This window comes from Streptomyces sp. DH37, assembly GCF_029813835.1.
Taxonomy (GTDB): domain Bacteria; phylum Actinomycetota; class Actinomycetes; order Streptomycetales; family Streptomycetaceae; genus Streptomyces.
This window is the reverse complement of the sequence record NZ_JARVKV010000046.1, coordinates 23,177-41,637: the sequence shown is the minus strand read 5'-3', so window position 1 is coordinate 41,637 and position 18,461 is coordinate 23,177. Positions and strand designations below refer to the sequence as shown.

At 74.5% G+C, this 18,461-nt stretch carries 17 protein-coding genes; 10 read left to right on the top strand and 7 right to left on the bottom strand.

The window, feature by feature from the left end; all coding sequences use genetic code 11:
* Positions 1-97: 97 nt before the first annotated feature.
* The 4 genes from QC029_RS21205 to QC029_RS21190 form a co-directional block, all read right to left on the bottom strand.
* A complete protein-coding gene (locus QC029_RS21205; protein ID WP_279557312.1) occupies positions 98-1,171 on the bottom strand; it encodes an Rv2578c family radical SAM protein in 1,074 nt (357 codons plus the stop codon).
* Between the two features lie 61 nt (positions 1,172-1,232).
* Entirely contained in the window at positions 1,233-1,487 is a 255-nt protein-coding gene (locus QC029_RS21200) for a ferredoxin (RefSeq protein ID WP_279557311.1), read from the bottom strand.
* A 3-nt stretch (positions 1,488-1,490) separates the two neighbouring features.
* The gene (locus QC029_RS21195) at positions 1,491-2,696 is read right to left on the bottom strand and encodes a cytochrome P450 (protein WP_279557310.1); all 1,206 of its coding nucleotides are present in this window, start codon (positions 2,694-2,696) and stop codon (positions 1,491-1,493) included.
* A gap of 157 nt (positions 2,697-2,853) precedes the next feature.
* Positions 2,854-4,041 carry an acyltransferase gene (locus tag QC029_RS21190; protein WP_279557309.1) on the bottom strand — a complete coding sequence of 396 codons (1,188 nt, stop codon included), beginning with the start codon at positions 4,039-4,041 and terminating at the stop codon, positions 2,854-2,856.
* Positions 4,042-4,298: 257 nt separating this feature from the next.
* Here QC029_RS21190 and QC029_RS21185 point away from each other — a divergent pair, with 257 nt between their 5' ends.
* Entirely contained in the window at positions 4,299-4,961 is a 663-nt protein-coding gene (locus tag QC029_RS21185) for an FMN-dependent NADH-azoreductase (protein ID WP_279557308.1), read from the top strand.
* Positions 4,962-5,069: 108 nt separating this feature from the next.
* Here the strand turns inward: QC029_RS21185 and QC029_RS21180 are convergent, their stop codons facing one another.
* Positions 5,070-5,456 carry a hypothetical protein gene (locus QC029_RS21180; protein WP_279557307.1) on the bottom strand — a complete coding sequence of 129 codons (387 nt, stop codon included), beginning with the start codon at positions 5,454-5,456 and terminating at the stop codon, positions 5,070-5,072.
* 171 nt (positions 5,457-5,627) lie between these two features.
* Between QC029_RS21180 and cimA the strand changes: the two genes are divergently transcribed.
* The 9 genes from cimA to QC029_RS21135 all read left to right on the top strand — a co-directional run bounded on the left by cimA (position 5,628) and on the right by QC029_RS21135 (position 16,412).
* Positions 5,628-7,286, top strand: a complete 1,659-nt coding sequence (gene cimA, locus QC029_RS21175; RefSeq protein ID WP_279557306.1) for a citramalate synthase — start codon at positions 5,628-5,630, stop codon at positions 7,284-7,286.
* A 73-nt stretch (positions 7,287-7,359) separates the two neighbouring features.
* On the top strand, positions 7,360-8,397 hold the full coding sequence (locus tag QC029_RS21170; RefSeq protein WP_279557305.1) for a ketoacyl-ACP synthase III family protein: 1,038 nt from the start codon (positions 7,360-7,362) through the stop codon (positions 8,395-8,397).
* Positions 8,398-8,548: 151 nt separating this feature from the next.
* A complete protein-coding gene (locus tag QC029_RS21165) occupies positions 8,549-9,580 on the top strand; it encodes an aromatase/cyclase (RefSeq protein ID WP_279557304.1) in 1,032 nt (343 codons plus the stop codon).
* Complete coding sequence (locus QC029_RS21160; RefSeq protein WP_279557303.1) at positions 9,567-10,199, top strand: antibiotic biosynthesis monooxygenase; 633 nt, start codon at positions 9,567-9,569, stop codon at positions 10,197-10,199. The genes QC029_RS21165 and QC029_RS21160 overlap by 14 nt, the downstream gene beginning before the upstream one ends.
* Positions 10,200-10,309: 110 nt before the next feature.
* Complete coding sequence (locus QC029_RS21155) at positions 10,310-10,567, top strand: acyl-CoA carboxylase subunit epsilon (RefSeq protein ID WP_279557302.1); 258 nt, start codon at positions 10,310-10,312, stop codon at positions 10,565-10,567.
* Between the two features lie 121 nt (positions 10,568-10,688).
* On the top strand, positions 10,689-12,473 hold the full coding sequence (locus QC029_RS21150; protein WP_279557301.1) for a fatty acyl-AMP ligase: 1,785 nt from the start codon (positions 10,689-10,691) through the stop codon (positions 12,471-12,473).
* Entirely contained in the window at positions 12,473-14,212 is a 1,740-nt protein-coding gene (locus QC029_RS21145; protein WP_279557300.1) for an acyl-CoA dehydrogenase, read from the top strand. The genes QC029_RS21150 and QC029_RS21145 overlap by 1 nt, the downstream gene beginning before the upstream one ends.
* Positions 14,213-14,260: 48 nt before the next feature.
* Positions 14,261-15,502 (top strand): acyltransferase domain-containing protein, encoded by a 1,242-nt coding sequence (locus QC029_RS21140; protein ID WP_279557299.1) that lies wholly within the window; start codon positions 14,261-14,263, stop codon positions 15,500-15,502.
* Between the two features lies 1 nt (position 15,503).
* Positions 15,504-16,412 carry a 4'-phosphopantetheinyl transferase superfamily protein gene (locus QC029_RS21135; RefSeq protein WP_279557298.1) on the top strand — a complete coding sequence of 303 codons (909 nt, stop codon included), beginning with the start codon at positions 15,504-15,506 and terminating at the stop codon, positions 16,410-16,412.
* 59 nt (positions 16,413-16,471) lie between these two features.
* Here QC029_RS21135 and QC029_RS21130 read toward each other — a convergent pair whose 3' ends face one another.
* Both QC029_RS21130 and QC029_RS21125 read right to left on the bottom strand, forming a co-directional pair.
* Positions 16,472-17,086: a DNA-binding response regulator gene (locus QC029_RS21130; RefSeq protein ID WP_279557297.1), complete on the bottom strand. Its 615-nt coding sequence runs from the start codon at positions 17,084-17,086 to the stop codon at positions 16,472-16,474.
* Positions 17,087-17,136: 50 nt separating this feature from the next.
* Positions 17,137-18,396: a sensor histidine kinase gene (locus tag QC029_RS21125; RefSeq protein WP_279557296.1), complete on the bottom strand. Its 1,260-nt coding sequence runs from the start codon at positions 18,394-18,396 to the stop codon at positions 17,137-17,139.
* Positions 18,397-18,461: the final 65 nt, after the last annotated feature.

The following is an 18,461-nucleotide window of genomic DNA, read 5'->3' as shown; positions in this document are numbered from 1 at the left end:
CTGCCTGCCCGCCGCGGCGGGCAGGCAGACGGGCAGTGGAGTGGTGTCGGTGGTGTCGGTGTCGTCGGTGTTGCTGATGTCGCCGGTGTCGCCGGTGTCACAGCAGGGTGAGCTGGGTCGGCCCCGTGTCCTCGGGCGGCTCCTGCGCCGCCGGCCACTCGGGGGGCTTGCCGGTGTGGAAGGTCCGCGGCGGGGGGCAGCCGTACTCCGCGGAGAGCTCGCCGACCCGCTCCAGGATCCTGCGCTGGTACCAGCGCGGGGCGTACGCGCCGCCGGCGTACAGGGCCTCGTAGCGGCTCGTCAGGCCCGGATGGTGCTCGGCTAGCCAGGACATGAACCACTCGCGCGACCCCGGCCGCAGGTACATCACCTCGGGCGCGATCGACACCGCCCCGGACTCGGCCACGGCGCGCACCGTCGCCCGCAGCCGGTCGGGGGAGTCGCTCAGGTAGGGGACGATCGGCGACATGATCACCGCGCAGGGGATGCCGCTCTCGTTGAGCCTGCGGCACACCTCGAGCCGGGCCTGCGGGGACGGGGAGCCCGGTTCCAGGGCGCGCCACAGCCCGGGGTCGGTGAAGCCGACCGACACGGCGGTCTCCACGGTGGCGTGCTCGGCGGCCTGGCGCAGCAGCTCCAGGTCGCGCAGGATCAGGGTGCCCTTGGTCAGGATGGAGAAGGACACCCGGTGGTCGCGCAGGGCGGCGAGGATGCCCGGCATCAGCCGGTAGCGGCCCTCGGCGCGCTGGTAGCAGTCGACGTTGGTGCCCATCGCGACGTGGTCGCCGGGCCGTCCGCGCCTGGCCAGCTCGCGGCGCACCAGTTCGGGGGCGTTGACCTTGACCACGATCTGGGTGTCGAAGTCGAGCCCGGCGTCGAGGCCCAGATAGCCGTGGCTCGCGCGCGCGAAGCAGTACACGCACGCGTGGGAGCAGCCGCGGTAGGGGTTGAGGGTCCAGCCGCCCGGAGTGCCGGGCACCTCGGGCACCCGGTTGAGGACGGTGCGGGCCCGGACCTCGTGGAAGGTCATCCCGCGGAACTCCGGGGTGTCGAAGGTCCGGGTCACCACCGCGTCCTGCCCGAAGAGGGGGAGGGCCGCGGCCTCCCGGCCGCCGCCGACGCCGTCCTCGCCGTCGTCGCCGCCGTCGAGGCTCAGGTTGTCCCAGCGCATGCCCTCTCCCCGTGCCGGCCGCACCGCGCCGGCCGTTCCGCTCTCCGTCGTGCCGCGCCGGTCACAGCTCCGGCGCGAGCACCTCGCCCGTGGCGGCGTCCCGGACCCTGATGGCCTCCATCGGACAGGTCTCCGCGGCGTCCGCGACCCGCTGGTCCGGCGCCGTGTCCCGCGCCACGGGACGGGCCCGGCCGCCGTCGAGCCGCATGTGCTCCGGGGCCGCGCCCACGCACAGCCCCGTGCCCGCGCAGGCACTCCTGTCGACCTCGATCCGCCACATCTCCTCCACCTTCCCGCCCTTTCCGGCCGTTGTCACGTCTCACCACTCGATCATGAGTTCACGGGGAGCGCGCTGGAGCGTGACCACGCGCCACGGGACCTCCTCGGCCGGCACGGCCAGCCGCAGCCGGGGGAAGCGCCGCAGCAGGGCGCCGAGCGCGATCTGCAGCTCCATGGTGGCGAGCTGGGCGCCCAGGCAGCGGTGCGGGCCGTGCCCGAAGCCGAGGTGGGGGTTGTCCTCCCGGTGGAAGTCGAGCTCGTCGGGGGAGTCGAACACGGCCTCGTCGCGGTTGGCCGACATCATCGCGGGCAGCACCGCCTCACCGGCCCGCACCAGGCCCGCGCTGAGCCGGACGTCCTCGGTGGCCACCCGGGGGAAGGACGTGGCCCGCAGCAGGGGGACGTAGCGCAGCATCTCGTCGACCGCCCGCGGCAGCAGCCCCGGGTCCTCCCGCAGCTCCCGCAGCTTGTCGGGGCGGGTCAGCAGCAGGTAGACGAAGTTGGAGATCTGGTCCGAGGTGGTCTCGTAGCCGGTGACGAGCACGCCGACGGCGAGGTCGAGCATCTCCTTCTCGGTGAGCCGGTCCTCCTCGTCGCGGGCCGTGACCAGGACGCTCAGCAGGTCGTCGGCCGGCTCCCGGCGCCGCTGCTCCAGCAGGCCGGCCACGTACGCCCGCAGGCTGCCCAGCGCGCCGAGGACGTCGTCCAGGGTGTAGCGGTCGCCCGTGGCCGTCAGGGTGGTCTCGGCCCACTCCTGGAGCTGCTCGCGGTCCTCGAACGGGACGCCGAGCATCTCGAAGATGACGAGCGCGGGCTGCGGCCGGGCGAACCGGGTCACCAGGTCGGCCGGCGAGCCCTGCTTCTCCATGTCGTCGAGCAGGTCCTCGATGATCCTCTCCACCCGCGGGCGCAGCTGCTCGATCCGCCGCATCGTGAACGCCTTCGCGACCACGCGCCGCAGCCGGGTGTGCTCGGGCGGGTCCATCGCCACGATCGCCTCGGGGCCCGGCCCGATGGGCGTGTGGGCCGGCTGGTCCCCGGCAACCGCCCTGGCCCGGCTGAAGCGCCGGTCGCCCAGGACGAGCTTGACGTCCTCGTACCGGGTCGCCAGCAGGGCGGGCGACCCGTACGGGCACTGCACGCGCGCCAGCTCCCCGTCGGACCGGAGCCGCGCGTAGGCCGGGTCCAGCTCGAGCCGGTCGGGTTCGCTGAACGGATACGGCCTGGGATCCTGCTCGACGGTCATCGAAGCGCTCCTCTCGCTGGTGGTCGGCTCGCGGCCGCCTCGCCCGAGGCTGCCGCACGGCTTTGGAGCACCGATGGAGACCGGCTCGAACCCCGGCCCGAGGAGCGGGGGCCGGGGTTCGAGGAGTGGGGGGAGTGGAGGTGGGAGCGGCACCGCATCAGCGGCGCACGGACCAGCGGCGCATCACGGGACGTTCCACCAGGGCCCACAGGGCCCAGGCGAGGAGCACCGACACCGCGAAGGCGCCCGCGAGGAACGCGACGGCCCCCGGAGTGCTCCAGGCCGGTCCGGCCAGGCCGCCGTGGCCGTCCGGGGTGCGGCCGAAGGCCAGGTGACCGTAGTGCAGGACGAGCCGGTGCAGGAGGTAGAAGGCGAAGGAGATCTCACCGAGCCAGATCATCGGCCGGGTGCTCAGCACGCTCCGGCGCCCCTTGACGTCCGAGGCCGCCGTGGCGGCGACCAGCAGGGCCAGCGGGACGGCGGTGATCGCCGCGAACCGGTAGAGGAAGGGCACGTACAGCGAGGCGACGTAGGCGGCGGCCACGAGCAGCGAGGCCGGCAGGACGCCCAGGCCGATCCAGCGGCCGGTGAGCACGATCCGGGCCAGCAGGATGCCCAGGGTGAACTCCAGGGCGCGGACGACCGGGAAGTCGTAGAGGAACCAGATCTGGACGAACGACGCGTTCCCCCACATGAACTGCGGCTGGTCGGGCAGGAAGAGCTGGGCCGCCACCGGCATGAGCACGATCACCGCCGCCGTGCCCCCGGCCCAGTACCACAGCCGGTCCGGCCGGATCCGGCCGGCCAGCGCGAACAGCAGGGGGAAGACCAGGTAGAAGGCCGCCTCGACCGACAGCGACCAGCTCACGTCGTTGGCGCTGCCGACGTAGGCGATGTCCGGCACCCACGAGTGCACCAGCAGCAGGTTGGCCAGCGCCGGGAGCACACCGGTGGAGGCGCCCGTCCAGGCCAGCAGGGCGAGCGCGAGGACGAACGTCACCACGTGGTTGGGGAGGATCTTGGCGAACCTGCGGCGCCAGAAGCGCGGCGCGCTGTCGCCGGGCCGCGCCGACCAGGCCAGGACGAACCCGCTCAGCGCGAAGAAGAACGAGACGCCGACGAAGCCGGCGGACGCGGTGCCGAACATGTAGGACTCCTGCGCCCCGGCATCCCGGAACAGGAACTCCAGGCCGCCGTGGAAGAGGAAGACCAGGGCGGCCGCGATGAACCGGAGGCCGGTCAGGGAGGGAAGGCGGGGGGAGGCGGACGGCGGGGCGCCCCGCCGGGACGGGGCGCCTGCCGCCCCGTCCGCCGCTCTTTCCCGGGAGGTGATCGTCGGTTGCATGAGGTGCCCCCGTTGTCGTGTCGAGTTGCCGTGTCGAGCGCCGACGGCGCTGCGGGTCCGCGGAGTATCGGGCGGCCGGCTCGCGGGCCGCTCGAGAGCGCCCGCCCGCCGCGCCGGACGCTCCAGACGGGCTCGACCGGGAGTCGAGGGCCCGGCGGGATCGTGGGGTCGGATGTGCTTGCTCCCCGTGCGTACGCGTCAGCCGGGCAAGCCGAGGCAGGCCGTACCGGCCACCGACAGACTCACAGGAGACTCCCATGACCCATCTGCTCCACATCGACTGCTCCGCCGTGTCCCAGGGTTCTGTCTCCAAGGAACTCGCGGCCGCGTTCCGCAAGACCTGGGCCGAGGGCCGTCCGGACGGCGCCGTCGTCCACCGCGACCTGGGCGTCGAGGCGATCCCGCACCTGGACGAGGCCGGCATCACCTCGCAGTTCATCCCGTCCGAGGTGCAGTCCCCCGAGCAGAAGGCCGCCGGGGAGCTGCGCGAGAAGCTGGTCGAGGAGCTGCTGGGCGCCGAGGCCGTGGTGGTCAGCTCGCCGATGTACAACTGGACCATCCCCTCCACCCTCAAGGCGTGGATCGACCAGGTCCTGGTGGCCGGCCGCACCCTGACCTTCGGCGACGACCCCAACCCGCTGGCGGGCCGTCCGGCGACCCTGCTGCTGAGCTACGGCGGCGGCTACACCCCCGGCGCCCCGCAGGAGCACTGGAACCACGTCGACCCGTACCTGCGCACCGTCTTCGAGGACGCCCTGGGCATGGACCTCACCGTCATCACCGCGCAGCTGACGCTCGCGGGCAAGGTGCCCGGGATGGAGGAGCTCATCGAGATGTCGCAGAAGTCCCGGGAGGACGCCCTCCGCGCGACCGAGGAGCGCGCGGGCAAGGTGACCGCGGCCCTCGCCGCCGCGGCCTGAGCCCCGCTCCCCCCGGCCGGACGGAGAACGGGGTCCGGCCGGGCGGAGCACGGGACGGCCCCCACCGGTTCCGCGACCGGTGGGGGCCGTTCCGTCGTGCCGGCCGGTTCAGCGCACGGCGGTGAGGGTGACGTCGAAGGAGCCCACCACGGCGCCGTCCGGGCCGTGCAGGACCGCGGTGCCCGAGGACGCGTGGGTGTCGCCCGAGACGGTGACCTGCTGGATGCTGTGGATGGTGCCGGGGGCGCCGCCCTCGGGGTCGGGCAGCGGATGGGTCACGTGGTAGACGAACGACCCGTCCGGACGCGGGATCCAGTGCCCGGGGCCGCCGAACGCGGGCTTCCCGTCGGGCCCGGCCGGGCCGATCGCCTCCATGGTGTGGTCCTCCCGGAAGACGAACGTGGTGCTGTACGGGGCGGGGACACCGTCGATGGCCGAGGTGGCCGTCCAGGTGCCGACCAGGGAGGCCGTCCTGCTCTTCGTTGATGCCGTCATGGCCGCAGAGCATCTCCCCCCGCGCTCGGAAGCCGCTCGACCCGGTCTGGTGCCGCCCCGACCGGCACCCTCGACCGCCCCTCCAGCCGTCTCCGAGGCCGCCGCCGGACGGTGGCCGGACCAGCCGTGGTCGTCGGCCGCCGACGGCGTGAGCGAGGGGACGAAGGAACGATGGTCGAGCGACTGCTCCAGCTCTACGACACGACCCTGCGCGACGGAACGCAGCAGGAGGGCCTGGCGCCGACGGTCGAGGACAAGCTCGCCGTCGCGCGCCACCTGGACGTCTTCGGAGTGGGTTTCATCGAGGGCGGCTGGCCCGGTGCGATCCCCCGGGACACCGAGTTCTTCCGCCGGGCCCGCACCGAACTCGACCTGAGGTCGGCGCAGCTGGCGGCCTTCGGCGCCACCCGCAGGCCCGACACGCTGGTCACCACCGATCCGCAGGTGCGGGCGCTGCTGGAGGCCGAGAGCCCCGTGGTGACCCTGGTGGCCAAGAGCCACACCCGGCACGTGGAGCTCGCCCTGCGCACCACGCTCGCCGAGAACCTCGCCATGATCGGCAGCACCGTGCGGCACCTGGTGCGGGCCGGCCGCCGGGTGTTCGTCGACGCCGAGCACTACTTCGACGGCTACCTGGCCAACCACGAGTACGCCCTGGAGGTCGTCCGCACCGCCGCCGAGGCCGGCGCCGAGGCCGTCGTGCTGTGCGACACCAACGGCGGCTCGCTGCCGGACCGGATCGGCGCCGTCGTGTCGGACACCCTCGCGGCCACCGGGGCCCGGCTCGGCATCCACTGCCACGACGACTCCGGCTGCGCGGTCGCCAACACCCTGGCCGCGGTGGACGCCGGCGCCGACCACGTGCAGGGCACCGCCCACGGCTACGGGGAGCGGTGCGGCAACGCCAACCTGTTCACCGTCGCCGCCAACCTGGTCCTCAAGCGGGGCCGCACGGACGTCGTGCCCGCCGAGCGGCTGCGGGAGATGGCCGACACCGGCCGCGCCATCGGCGAGCTGACCGGGGTGCACGCCCACCCGGCCGCCCCCTACGTCGGCGCCTCCGCCTTCGCGCACAAGGCCGGGCTGCACGCCTCCGCCCTGCGCGTGGACCCCGGCCTGTACCAGCACATCGACCCCGGCCTGGTGGGCAACGCCATGCGCACCCTGGTCTCCGACATGGGCGGGCGGTCCTCCATCGAGCTGAAGGCCCGCGAGCTGGGCTACGAGGTCTCGGCCGGGTCCGAGCCGGTGGCGCGGGCCGCCGCCCGCGTCAAGGACCTGGAGAACCGCGGCTACAGCTTCGAGTCCGCCGACGCCTCCTTCGAGCTGCTGCTGCTGGAGGAGCTGGCCGGCGGCGGCCTGGAGCACCCCTTCGACGTGGAGTCCTGGAGGGTCGGCGTCGAGCAGCGCGACGGCGGCGAGGTGCTCAACGAGGGCTCGGTGCGGCTGCGGGTCGACGGGGTGCCGCTGGCCGCGACCGGCACCGGCAACGGCCCCGTCAACGCCCTGGACCGGGCGCTGCACCAGGCGCTCGACCCGTTCTTCCCCGAGCTGGCCCGGCTGGAGCTGACCGACTACCAGGTCCGGGTGCTGGGCGGTCCGGGCAGGGGCCCGGGCGGCGGGCCGGGCAGCGCGGCGGCCGCGCGCGTCCTGATCACCTTCACCGACGGCCGGCGCCGCTGGGGCACCGTCGGCGTCGACGAGAACACGGTCGCCGCCTCCTGGCGGGCGCTGCTGGACGCGGTCCGCTACGTCCTGCTGACCGAGCGCGGGGCCGACCACCGGGCCCTCCACCGGACCGAGACCCCCGCGACGGCGGCGGCGGGCTGACGCGCCGCCGGCCGCTTCCGGGCCGCCGCGGCCCGCAGACCCGGCAGCCCGCCCGACGAGACTGGGAGTGACTGTGCGAGTGGAAGACATCTTCATACGGGGGACCGGAGTACGGCTTCCCTCGTCCCTGCCGGTCGCCGACGCCGTGGCGTCGGGCGCCTGCCCGGCCCGGGTCGCCGCCGCCACGGACATGGTCTCGGTGGCGTACTCGCCCGACGAGTCCGCCGCCGAGATGGCGGTGCACGCCGCCCGCTCCGCCCTGGAGCGGGCGGGCAGCACCGGCGAGGACGTCGACCTGATCCTGCACGCCGACACCTACCACCAGGGCCAGGACCTGTGGCCCGTCGCCTCCTACGTGCAGCGCGAGGCGCTCGGCAACACCTGCCCGGCGATCGAGATCCGGCAGATGTCCAACGGCGGCATGGCCGCCCTGGACCTCGCCCACTCCTACCTCACGGCCGCCCCCGGGCGCTGCGACGCGCTGCTGACCACCGCCGACCGGTTCTGCGAGCCCGGCATCGACCGCTGGCACACCGACCCCGGCACCCCGTACGCCGACGGCGCCACCGCGCTGGTGCTCTCCCGGCGCGGCGGTTACGCGCGGCTGCGCTCCCTGGCGATGCTCGCCGACCCCGAGCTGGAGCCCCTGCACCGGGGCGACGAGCCGTTCGGACGGGCGCCCTTCTCCCACCGGATCCCGGTGGACTTCGAGGAGGCCAAGCGCTCCTTCGTGGCCCGGGTGGGCATGTCGTACGCGGTCACCCGCGCCCACGCCGGGCAGCAGACCGTCCTCAAGCAGGCGCTGGCCGACGCCGACCTGGAGCTCGGCGACGTCGACTGGGTGGTGCTGCCGCACTTCGGGCGGCGCCGGCTCCAGTCGATCTACCACCAGCCGTTCGGCATCGACCCGGCCCGCACGGCCTGGGAGTGGAGCCGCACGGTCGGGCACCTGGGCGCGGGCGACCAGTTCGCGAGCCTGGACCACCTGATCGTCTCCGGCCGCGCGAAGCCCGGCGACCGCTGCCTGCTGGTCGGCGTCGGCGCCGGCTACAGCTGGGGCTCCGCGGTGGTGGAGGTCCTGGACCGGCCGGAGTGGGCGGGCGCCGCCTGACGGGCGCCCGGCGAGCACCATCCGACCAGCAGCCCGGCGGCGCCCCCGCCGGGCCACCCCCCTCATTCCGCGCTCCAGCCCCGCTCGAGCGCTACCTGACAACCTGACAGCAGGCGCCGTGCGAGCGGCGCGACCGAAGGGAAGACCCGCCGTGGTGCCGAACTCCGCAACAGCCGTCGCCGGACCCGCCGCCGGAACCCACGTCACGGAGCACACCGTCGTCGTCGACGCGCCCGCAGACACCGTCTACGGCCTGGTCGCCGACGTCTCCGCGTGGCCGCAGATCTTCGGCCCCACCATCCACGTCGAGGTGCTGGAGGAGGAAGCCGACGAGCAGCTCCTGCGCATCTGGGCCACGGCCAACGACCAGGTGCGCTCGTGGACGTCGCACCGCATCCTCAACTCCCGCACCCGCTCGGTCTCCTTCCGCCAGGTGGTGCCCGCCGCGCCGGTGTCGGCGATGGGCGGCCAGTGGCGGATCGAGCCCAACGACGACGGCGGCAGCCGCGTCGTCCTGCTGCACGACTACTCCGCCGTGGACGACGACCCGGAGGCCGTCGCCCTGATCGAGCGGGCGGTCGACCGCAACAGCCGCGCCGAGCTGGCGGCCCTGAAGAACGCGGCCGAGCAGGACGCCGGCGAGGGTGCCGCCGAAGGCGCCGACGCCGGGGACGACCGCCTGCGCTTCACCTTCTGCGACTCGGTCGACATCGGCGGCTCCGCCGAGGACGTCTTCGCCTTCCTCGACCGCGCCGACCTGTGGCCCGAGCGGCTCCCCCACGTCGCCCGCATCGGCCTCGAGGAGTCCCCCTCCGACGACGGCGGCTCCACCGTCCAGCGCATGGACATGGACACCCGCAGCCCCGACGGCTCCCTGCACAACACGATGTCCGTGCGGGTGTGCTTCCCCGACCGGAACCTGATCGTGTACAAGCAGCTGCGGGTGCCGGTGGCGATGAGCGGGCACACCGGCCGCTGGGTGATCGAACCCCACGGGAAGGGAGTGCGCGCCACTTCCTGGCACACCGTCACCCTCGACCCCGAGGGCGTCCGGCAGCTCCTCGGCCCCGGGGCCACGCTCGCCGAGGCGCGCGCCAAGGTCCGCCGGGCCCTGGGCGCCAACAGTTCCACCACCCTGCAGCACGCCAAGCAGTTCGCGGAGAACCTCCATGACCGACCGTGACCTCAACCGCCCTCTCACCATCGTCAACCGGTTCACCGTCAAGGGTGACCCGGGGAAGTTCGAACAGGACTTCCGCGAGCACTCCCAGTACCTGCGCCGCCGGCCGGACTTCGCCTACCTGGTGACCGTACGGCTGGTGGACTCGCCGGACGTCTACGTCCACATCGGGCACTGGCGCAGCCTCGAGGGCTTCATCGACACCGTCCACACCGAGACCTTCCTCGAGCACGTGCAGTGCCTGGAACCCATGGTGGACACCGAGGCCGACCACGCGGTGAGCGTGGACCGGGTGCTGGTGCGCAACGCGCGGGAGGGCCACGAGAACGTGGTGCTGATACCGAGCACGGTCCTGGGCGGGTGCCTGGAGTTCGAGAAGGAGGTCCGCGAGCTGTCCCGGCACTTCGTCGGCACGGAGGGCTTCGGCGGCTTCGACCTGCTGCGGTCGGCGCTGCGGCCGCAGCAGTACCTGGGCGTGGCGTGGTGGTACGACACCGGGTCCTGCGACCGCGCCCTGGCCGACGACGACTGCCGGGAGGCGGTCGGCCGGCTGGACCGCGTCGCCAGGTTCCGCATCGAGCGGACCCGGCACATCGCCTACGAGCGGGGCGTCGCCGGCTGATCCCCGCGGCCGGACGGACCCTGGCGGGCCGGGAGTCCCACGGAGGGCTCCCGGCCCGCGCCCGTTCCGCGCGCGAGCGCCCCTCGAGCGGCGGGGCCCACCGTTCCCCCATGGCCAACGAGATGCGACAGGCCCTGCTGACCGTCGTCCGCGGTGAGCCGGACGAAGCGGAACTGGCCGCCGTCACCGCCGTGCTGCTGGCCCTCCTGGGCGAGCGCGGCCGGACGGCGGACGGCACGGACCCGGCGGACCCCGCGGACCCCGCCGACCCGGCCGGCCCCGCGGACCCCGCGCACTCCGTCCCGCGCGCCGCCTGGCGTCCCGGACGGCCCGGCTACCGCTCGCCCGTGGCCTGGTCCCGGCCGTGAGGCGGGACGCGGTCCGGAGGTTGTCGAGCCCGCTTCGAGAGGGCGTTCGTACCTTCCCGGAAGAGTCACGAGGAGCCGTTGCCACCGGCCGGCGGCCACGACGACATGCGAGGGGGAGGCGTTGAACGGTTACCGGAGCTTCACCGAACTCATTCTGGCCAGGGCCGAGGAGTCGTCCGACCGGGAGGCACTCGTCCTGCTTTCCGAGGCGGGCGGCGGGAACGGGCCACGGGCGGCCGAGACGGTCTCCTACGGGGAGCTGGACGCCGCCGCCAGGGCCCTCGCCGGCTGGCTCCAGGCGCACGGCGCCGCGGGCGAGCGGGTGCTGGTCCTGCAGTCGTCGCGGCGGCTGTTCGCCGTCAGCCTGCTGGCCTGCCTGTACGCGGGGGCCGTCGCGATCCCCGTGCCACCGGCGGGCGGGCGGCGCCACCACGAGGAGCGGGTCGCGGGCATCGTCAAGGACGCGGCCGTCAGCATCGCCCTGAGCGACTCGTCCGAGGCCCCGGAGGTCTCCCGGCTGCTGGCCCGCACCGGCTACGGGAGCATCCCCTGCCTGGCGGCGGACGCGGTCCCCGGCGCGTACCCCTGGACCCCGCCCGATCTGGACGCCGACTCCGTCGCCTTCCTCCAGTACACCTCCGGCTCCACCCGCGACCCGCGCGGCGTGGTGGTCACCCACGGCAACATCCTGGCCAACCAGGAGGCGATCGGCCGCGTGCTGCGCACCCGCCCCGGGGCCCGGCTCGGCGGCTGGCTGCCCTTCCACCACGACATGGGGCTCGTCGGGCAGCTGCTGCACCCGCTGTGGCTGGGCGGCACCGCCGTGCTGCTCACCCCCGCCGCGTTCGTCAAGAGGCCGGTCCGCTGGCTGGAGGCGGTCTCGCGGTACGGCGTGACCGTCAGCGGCGCCCCCGACTTCGCGTACGACCTGTGCCTGCGCCGGATCACCGACGAGCAGATCGCGGGCCTGGACCTGTCCGGCTGGGAGACCGCCGTCAGCGGCGGCGAGCCGGTGCGCGCCGAGACCCTGCGCGCCTTCGCCGAGCGGTTCGCCCCGGCCGGGCTGCGGCCCGAGGCGCTGACCCCCTGCTACGGGCTGGCCGAGGCCACCCTGCTGGTGGCCGGCGCCGCTCGCCCGGCCGCTCCCGCAGCCGCTCCCGCAGCCGCCCCTGCGCCCGTGCTCACGGAGCGGACCGCGGACGCCGCCGCCCTGGAGCGCCACGAACTGCGCCCCCCGGTGCCCGGCCGCCCCGCCCGCACCCTGGTCTCCTGCGGCCCCGTCGCCGACGGGGAGCTGCGCGTGGTGGACCCCGAGAGCCTCGAGACGCTGCCCGACGGCCGGATCGGGGAGATCTGGCTGCGCGGCGCGGGCGTCGCCCGCGGCTACTGGGGCCGCCCGGCGGAGAGCGCGGCCGTCTTCGACGGGCGGACCGCCGACGGCGAGCGCGGCTGGCTGCGCACCGGCGACCTGGGCGCCGTCGAGGACGGCGAGCTGTACGTCACCGGCCGCCTCAAGGACGTGATCGTGGTGGCCGGCCGCAATCTCTACCCGCAGGACCTGGAGCGCACGGTGCAGCAGGTCAGCTCGCTGTTCGGGGCCGCGACGGCGTTCGCGGTGCCCGGCGAGCGGGACCGGATCGTGGTCGTCCAGGAACTGCGCGCCCGCGGCCGCTACGACATCGACCTGGCCGCGCTCGCCACCGCCGCCGGCAACCGCCTCACCGAGGAGTTCGAGGTGCGGCCCGGTGGAGTGCTGCTGGTGCGGCCCGGCACGGTGCGCCGCACCACCAGCGGCAAGGTGGAGCGCGCCGCGATGCGCGGCCTGTTCCTCCGCGGCGAGCTGCGCCCGCTGCACCAGGAGGTCCTCCCCGAGGTGAGGGAACTGATGACCGCCGGAGAGAGGTGATGGAGGTGTGCGAGGACCGCGCCGACGCGCTGGAGCGCGCCTTCGGCCCGCTGGACGACCCGGACAACCCGCTGGGCCAGGACGCCATCCTGGCCGCCGACGGGTCCGGCAGCGTGCTCGCCGGTGCGGAGGAGGTCCTCGACGCGTACGGCTTCAACGCCGAGTTCGTGCCCGAGGAGCTGGGCGGCAGGCTGTCGCGGATGGACACCCTGGGCCGGGTGCTGCGCCCGGTCTTCCGCCGCGACGCCTCCGTCGGCTTCGGTTACGGGCTCAACTGCTTCTTCGCCGCCGCCCCCGTGTGGATCGCGGGCGACGACGCGCAGCGGGCCGAGGTGGCGGGCCACCTGCTGGAGGGCCGCCGCGTCGCCGTCGCGCGCCACGAGGTGGCCCACGGCAACGACTTCGTCCGCGAGGAGTTCACCGCCCGTCCCGCGGACGGCGGCGGCTTCCTGCTCAACGGCAGCAAGGCGGTGATCGCCAACGCCTCCCGCGCCGACGGCCTCGTCGTCTTCGCCCGCACCTCCGGCGGCGGTGGCGGCCGCAGCCACTCGGTCCTGCTGCTGGACCGCGGGAAGCTGCCCGAGGGACGGCTGACCGACCTCGCCCGGCGCTCCACCAACGGCATGCGCAGCGCCGAGTTCGGCGGCCTGCGGGCGGTGGACTGCCCGGTGCCGCGCGAGGCGCTGGTCGGCGCCCTGGGGGAGGGCTACGAGCTGTCCCTGCGCTCCTCGCTGGCCATCCGGGGCCTGATCCCGTCCATCGTGCTGGCCGGGGCGGACACCGCGCTGCGCACCGTGGCCCGCTTCGCGGTGCGCCGCCGGGCCGACGGCCGCTCCTCGCTGGACGTCCAGCACGTGCGGGACGTCCTCACCGGCGCGTTCCTGGACCTGCTGCTGAGCGACTGCCTCGCCCTGGTCGCCACGCGCGGGCTGCACCTGCTGCCCCAGCAGACCAGCGCGTACGCCGCCGCGGCCGCCTACCTCGCGCCGAAGATCACCGCGGAGTCGATGGACGAGATGTCCGCGGTCCTGGGGGAGGAGAGCTTCGCCGAGGACGGCGCGTACGCGATGTTCCAGAAGCAGTTGCGCGACCTGCCGGTCACCTCGCTCGGCCACGCCGGCAGCGCGGGCCGCCAGGTCAGCATCCTGCCGCAGCTGCCGTTCTTCGCCCGGCACGCCTGGTTCGCCGACGCCGAGGCGCCCGCCGGCCTGTTCCGGCTCCACGGGGACCTGCCCCCGCTGGACCCGGCCCGGCCCGCGCTGCTGGGCGACAGCGACCCGCTCGCCGCGACCCTGGTGGCCACCGACGGCCTGCTGGGGAGCGCGGACCTGCCCGGGGACACCCCCGAGTGCCGGGGGGCGCTGCGGCACCTCACCCGCGCCCTGGTCACCGAACTCGGCGAACTGCGCGAGGCGTTCGCCGGGATCGAGCCGGGCGACCGCGCCTCCCTGGTCGCCCCGCGCAGCTTCGCGCTGGCCGACCGCTACGCCCTGGTGCTGGCCGCAGCCGCCTGCCTGGGCGTGTGGCGCGAGCAGCGCTCCGGCGCCGGCGGCACGGGCGCCGGCGGGTTCCTCGCCGACCCCGCCTGGCCGGCGGCCGCCCTGTACCGCCTGTGCCGACGGCTCGGCCTGCCCCTGCCGGACCGTCCCGCCGTCTGCGAGCGGCGGGTGCTCAGCGAGGTCCTGGCACGGCTGCACGGACGGCGCAGCTACGACCTCTACGGCACGGCCCTGGCCTGACCCGCCGCCGCGCCGCCCCTTCCCGAGCCGCTTGAAAAGGAGCGAGTGATGTCCGTACTCCCTCGCAAGGTACGCGAGCAGGCGTACGCCGACTGGCTGTCGGAACGACTGGCCCACTACCTCGAGAGGCCGGTGGAGGAGGCCGCGTCGTTCGTCGAGCACGGGCTGGACTCCGTGGCCGCGCTCAGCCTCTACGGCGACATCGAGGAGGAGTTCGGCCCGCTGATCGACCCCACCGACATCTGGGCGTACCCGACCGTGCGCGCCCTGGCCCGGTACCTCGCGCTGCGGGATCCCCGGCCCGGCGGGGACGGCCGGGTGCGCGCGGCGTTCGTGTTCACCGGGCAGGGCTCGCAGCACCCGGGCATGACCTCCGGCCTGTACCTGCACTCCACGGGCTACCGCACCCACCTGGACGAGGCGGCCGACGCCCTGCTGCCCTACACCGGGCTGTCGGTCGTCGACCTGATCCTCAGCGGGGACCGGCGCATCCACCAGACGGCGTTCACCCAGCCCGCGCTGTTCGCCGTCGAGTACGCGCTGGCCCGCACGCTGGAGGAGTCGGGGGTGCGGCCGGTGGCGGTGCTGGGGCACGGCATCGGCGAGTTCGCCGCCGCCGCCGTCGCCGGTGCGCTGACGCTGGAGGCCGCCGCCCAGATGGTCGCGCTGCGGGGCGCCTTCATGCAGTACCTGCCCTCCGGCGGCGGGATGATGGCCACCTGCGCCCCCGCGTACGAGGCGGCCGAGCTGCTGTCCGACGAGCCCGGGGTGAGCATCGGGGCGGTCAACGCCGCCAAGGCCACCGTGCTGTCCGGCGAGATCGCGGGGCTGGAGCGGGTCCAGGAGAAGCTGGCCGCCCGGGGCGTCGCCGCCACCATGCTGAACGTCACCCACGCCTTCCACTCCCCGCTGATGGACCCGGTCCTGCCCCGGTTCGAGACGGTGGCGCGGCGGCTGCCCGGCGGCGCGCCGCGCATCCCCTACTACTCCACGGTGCGGGGCGGGTTCACCACCGAGCCGCTCTACGTCCCCTACTGGTCCCGGCAGATCACCTCCACGGTGCGGTTCGCCGACGCGGCCCGCCACCTGCTGGCCCAGCAGACCCCCACCCATGTGGTCGAGATCGGCCCCAAGGCGGTCCTCACCCCGTTCCTGCGCCGGATGGGGGGCAGCCGGGGGCCCGTCTGCCTGCCCATGTGCCGCGGGCCGGAGACCAACGCGGTGGACCTCGCCGGCGTGCTCTCCGTGCTGGACGCCGGACCGCTCTCCGCGGCCCTGGCGGAGGACTGAGGTGGGGGAGTCCGCGCGGGGCCCGCAGACGTCCCCGCGGCTCCTGGAGGTCACCGGTCCCCACGGCCCCTGGGACCGGGTCCGCCGGGAGCTGGCGCGGTCGGGGTCGGTGGTGGTGGCCGGGCGGCTGCCCGACTGGCGGTTCCCCGGCGGCCCGGAGGCCCTGCGACCGCTGCTGGGACGGGACTGGCACCGCTACGAGTCGCTGTCCCACCCCCGCACGAAGGAACGTTTCGCCGCCTCCCGGCTGCTGCTGCGGCACGTGGTCGCCGCGGTCATCGACACGGCGGCGGACCAGGTGGACCTGGCCTACCAGCCGGGCGGACGGCCGTACGTGCGCGGCTGCGACCAGATCGACGTCAGCCTGAGCCACACCGAGGAGGTGCTGGTCGTCGGCGTCACCCGCAGGGGCCGCATCGGGGTGGACGTGGAACTGGCCGGCCGCAGGATGGCCGGCACCGGCTCGGAGTCCCAGGGCTGCACCCCCTACGAGCTGGCGCGGCTGGACGAGGTGGAGGGGCGGGGCACGACGGCGCGCAACGACACCCTGGTGCGGCTGTGGACCCTGAAGGAGGCCTACAGCAAGGCGCTCGGCCAGGGGCTGCGGTTCCGCTTCACCGAGTTCGGCTTCGCCCTGGACGCGCACGGCATACGGCTGGTGCGGCCCGACGGCACACCGGTGGGCGGCGGCGAGTGGACCTTCGGCACCCGCGTGGTGGACGGGCGGTACGTGGTCGCCACCGCCGTGTACGACGCGGGGTTCGGCGAGACCGTCGACCTGTCGGTGCGCACCGCGCTGGACGACGGTCTCCTGGACGCGCTGTTCGGCGCGGTGGGCGGCTCGGTTGGCAGCTCGGCGGGCGGCTCGGTTGGCGGCTCGGCGGGCGGCGGCCCCGGGGGCGGCCGGTGACACGCGTCCGCGGCCTGCGCCGCGCCGGTCCCGCCGGCGCCGCCGAGCCCGCCGGCGGCTCACGGGATCCAGCCCGCCTCCTCGGCGATCCGCACGGCGTCGATGCGGTTGCGCGCGTTGAGCTTGGCGACGATGGTCGTGAGGTAGTTGCGGACGGTGCCCTTCGACAGGTACAGCGAACCGGCGATCTCGGCGGCGTCGGCCCCCTGCGCGGCCAGCCGCAGCACCTCCAGCTCCCGCGGCGAGAGCGGGTTGTCGGGGCAGTCCCAGGCGGAGAGCGCCAGCTGGGGGTCGATCACGCGCTGGCCCTGGGCGACGGAGCGCACCGCGTGGGCGAGCTGGTCGGAGGGCGCGTCCTTGAGCAGGAACCCGGTGACGTGCGCGGCCAGGGCCCGGCGCAGGGTGCCGGGGCGGCCGAGGCTGGTGAGGATCAGGGTCCGGCAGCCGGGAAGCCGCTCGTGCAGGCGGGCCGCCGCGGTGAGCCCGTCGACGCCGGGCAGGTCGACGTCGAGGACGGCCACGTCGGGCCGGGCCTCCAGCGCGGCGTCCACGACGCGGTCCCCGCGGTCGACGGCGGCCACGACCTCGAAGTCGGGCTCCAGTTCCAGCAGGGCGACCAGCGCCCCCCTGACCATGTGCACGTCCTCGGCGAGCAGGATCTTCACCGACAGCATTGGCCCCCCAAACCAAAGTGAAGTCCGGTGCGCCGCACCGGACGTCCGTATCAGGCCGCGGATCTCGCCGTGCTCACCGCGCCCAGGCCGTTCCCCTCCGGCGAAGCCGGTACGTTCCTGGGCCGCACGGGCGCCTCCGCGACGAGTTCGAAGCGGCCGTCCTCCCGTACGCCCGCCTCCACCCGGCCGCCGATCGCCACCAGCCGGGTGCGCAGATTGCCCAGTCCGCTGCCGCTGTACGGGGAGCGGTCCGGGCGCTGCCCCGCCACTCCGTCGTTCACCAGCCTGAGCCGGACCGTCTCCTCCTCCATGGTGACCGAGATCAGGCACGTCTGGGCCTTGCTGTGGCGCAGGAGGTTGGTGACGCCCTCCCGCACCGCGGTCGCCAGCACGGTGTCCGTGACCGGGTGCAGCCGGCCGCACGAGACGGCCACCTCCGCCCGGATGTCCGCCGTCGCCAGGATGGAGCCGGCCGACTCCGCCTCCTCCGCCAGCGACATGTCGCGGTAGCCGCTGGCGACCCGCCGCACGTCCGACAGCGCCTGCCGGGACACCTCCAGGATGGAGGCGATCTCCTCCCGCGCGCGGTCGGGCCGGGTGCTCACCAGGCGGTACGTCAGCTCGCTCTTGAGCGTGATGGCCGAGAGGCTGTACCCCAGCAGGTCGTGCAGGTCCCGGGCGAACCGCAGCCGCTCCTCGGTGACCGCCATCCGCGCCATCTCCGCGCGGGAGGCGTGGACCTCGGCGACGAGGTCGCTCAGCCGCGCCATCGCGTAGATGATCAGCCCGGCCATCATCGACCCGGCCGTCATGTAGGAGACCATCACCCAGTCGAGACCGGAGGAGACGGTCATGACGAGCATGCTGCACGCGATCAGCCCGTACAGCGGCCAGGCGATCCTGCCGGGGAGCAGCAGGAGCATCGACCCGGCCAGCGGGCCGGCCATGGTGCCCCAGTTGAGGCCGAACAGCAGGAACGGCAGGTAGGTCAGGACGGCCTGCACGGCGAGCATCACGTAGCGGCGGGGCGCGGGCCACCGCCGCGCGCCGGGCAGGACGTGCAGGAGCTGCACGACGAAGAGCGCGGTGACGCACACGACGCAGATCAGCACCTGACCGGGCCGCGCCCTGCTCCACAGGACGTTGAGCACCACGATCGCGGCGTAGTACACCACGGTGGCTATGGTGATCACCTTGGCGAGGGTGGGTGCGGGCAGCTCGTGGTGCTCCCCCCGGCGGAAGGACGGTGTCCGGGCTCCCGCGGTCGCGGGAGCCCGGACGGAAGAGGCGCTGTCCAGGCTGCTGGGCACCAGGCTGCTCCTCGATTGAAAACCTGACATGGGCCGCGGATCGTCCGCATCGTATTGGCCAACGG